A 2,306-nucleotide genomic window follows, 5' to 3' on the forward strand; every position below is an offset into this window, starting at 1 on the left:
CAACGCCTGCTTTTCACAACCCCGCACTGATGCTGGACTTCAAGCGATTCACCTCCGATTCGGCGACCAGTTACCTGAATGACCAGGTGGAAATCCTCCGTCGCTATCGGCCGAACGATTTCCTCACTCACAACGGGGCATTTAAGAACATAAACTATTACAACTTCAGCCGTTCCCTGGACCTGCATGCCTGCGACAATTATCCGACGTTCGAGTCAAATCCCCGCTATCCAACAGGCGCAACCCTCACTCTTGTGCGCGGTTTCAATGGCCGCATGATGATCATGGAAGAGCTCTCCGGTCCCGCCGGACAGACTTACATGTTGCGCACGCCCGCGCCCGGCCAGGTGCGGCTTTGGGCGATGCAGACGATCGCGCATGGCGCGGACGGGTTGTTGCATTTTCGGTGGCGATCAGCCGAGCGGGGGGCGGAGGAATACTGGTTTGGCGTGCTCGATCACGACAACGTGCCGCGCGCGCGGTTCAAGGATTTCAAACGCGAAGGACAGGAGATGAGCAAACTCGGCTCCCAAATTCTTGGCTCGAAAGTCGTCTCCGGGATCGCGGTCATCAAGGACTTCGAGGACGAGTGGGTGTTTGATGAGCAGTATTTGACGCGGGAGATAAAGATCGGCGCGGTTTATAATGCCCTGTTCCAGGCCGCATCGGAGCAACGGCACAACCTTGATTTTGTCGGCCCAACTGCTGACTTGAGCAAATACAAGTTGGTCTTTGCGCCCCAATTGGCCCTGATGGATCGCGCTCTGGCCAGTCGTCTGCAAAAGTTCGTCGAACGCGGCGGCACCCTCGTGATGTCCGCTCACAGCGCCATCAAAGACCGGGACAATGCCTTTACCATGGCCACGATTCCCATTGCCGGTCTGACAAATGTTTTTGGGGCCGGGCTCGACTCTTTTCAAACCTATCCACCGCCATCCGCCACGAACAATTCCGTCCGTTTCGACGATGGCCATTCCGTGCCCGTAAGTGTTTTTGCCGAAGTGCTGCATCCGACAACCGCGCGCGTGATCGCGCATTGGACCGGTGATTTTCTGAAGGATTCGCCCGCGGTCACCGAGCAACAATTTGGAAAAGGCAAAGCAGTTTACTACGGCTCGTTGTTCAACGTGGATGCAGCGCGTTACCTCGTGCGACGTTATGCTCGGGAACTTGAGCTAAAGCCCTTGCTGGAAAATGTGCCCGAACAGGTTGAGGTGACTTGCCGCACAAAAGGCGCGGCTCATTTTTATTTTCTGCTCAACCATGGAAATTCCGCCGCGACCGTCAACTTGGGCGAAGGCTTTCGTGATCTCCTGACCGATCAGATTTCCCCCGCGAGCATCACTCTGCCTCCCTATGGTTATGAAGTGCTCGAGCGCGATCTATCGTCCACTCCATCCGGCTCCTGAAGATGACTGGCGAAAACCATTTCTCGAAGAATAAGCGCGGATTCTGGACGCAATGGATTCTGACGCTGGCCTGCACGGTGACCTGCGTCGCCAGCCCCCACGCCGCCCCGCCAAACATGTCCTCGGCGGAAATCGACCAAAAAGTGTCGAGCACCCTGAAGCGCATGACCCTCGAGGAGAAACTGGGCCAACTCCAACAGCTCTGCGGCGCCTGGGACGGAGATTGTCTTCCCGAAGATTTTGCATTGGCCCGTCAAGGCAGGCTGGGCTCAACCATCTTTATTCGCGGCGCCAAACGCACCGCGGAATTGCAACGCGTCGCTGTCAACGAATCGCGATTGCACATACCCGTTCTGTTCGCCTTTGATGTCATTCACGGCTATCGCACGATTTTTCCAGTGCCGCTCGGAGAAGCCGCCAGTTGGGACCCGCGCGGCGCGGAGCGGAGCACCAGCATCGCCGCCGACGAAGCTTCGGCCGCAGGCATCCGCTGGACTTTTGCTCCCATGGTGGACATCGCCCGCGACCCTCGCTGGGGACGGATCGTGGAAGGCGCGGGTGAAGATCCCTTTCTCGGCATGGCCATGGCGGCGGCGCGCGTTCGAGGTTTTCAAGGGACCAATTACGGACTGCCGGACAAAGTTGTCGCCTGCGCCAAGCACTGGGTGGCCTACGGCGCGGCGGAAGGCGGACGCGATTACAATACCGCGGAAGTCTCCGAACGGACCTTGCGCGAAATCTATTTCCCCCCTTTCAAAGCGGCGCTGGACGCCGGCGTCGGCACGTTCATGAGCGCCTTCAACGACCTCGATGGCCTCCCCGGTTCGGTGAACTCGTTTACTCTTTCCAAAGTGCTGCGGGGTGAATGGCATTTTGACGGCGTGGTCGTCAGCGATT

The 2,306-nt window shown here is 58.0% G+C and carries 2 protein-coding genes; both read left to right on the forward strand.

The features are described 5' to 3' along the window. Positions 1-1,409, forward strand: a 1,409-nt coding sequence (locus VN887_08890) for a beta-galactosidase trimerization domain-containing protein (GenBank protein ID HXT40126.1), incomplete at its 5' end; no start/stop codon positions are given. A gap of 2 nt (positions 1,410-1,411) precedes the next feature. Then, positions 1,412-2,306, forward strand: an 895-nt coding sequence (locus VN887_08895) for a glycoside hydrolase family 3 N-terminal domain-containing protein (protein ID HXT40127.1), incomplete at its 3' end; no start/stop codon positions are given.

Origin of the sequence: Candidatus Angelobacter sp. (assembly GCA_035607015.1) — a bacterium.
In the GTDB taxonomy this organism is placed as follows: Bacteria; Verrucomicrobiota; Verrucomicrobiia; order Limisphaerales; family AV2; genus AV2.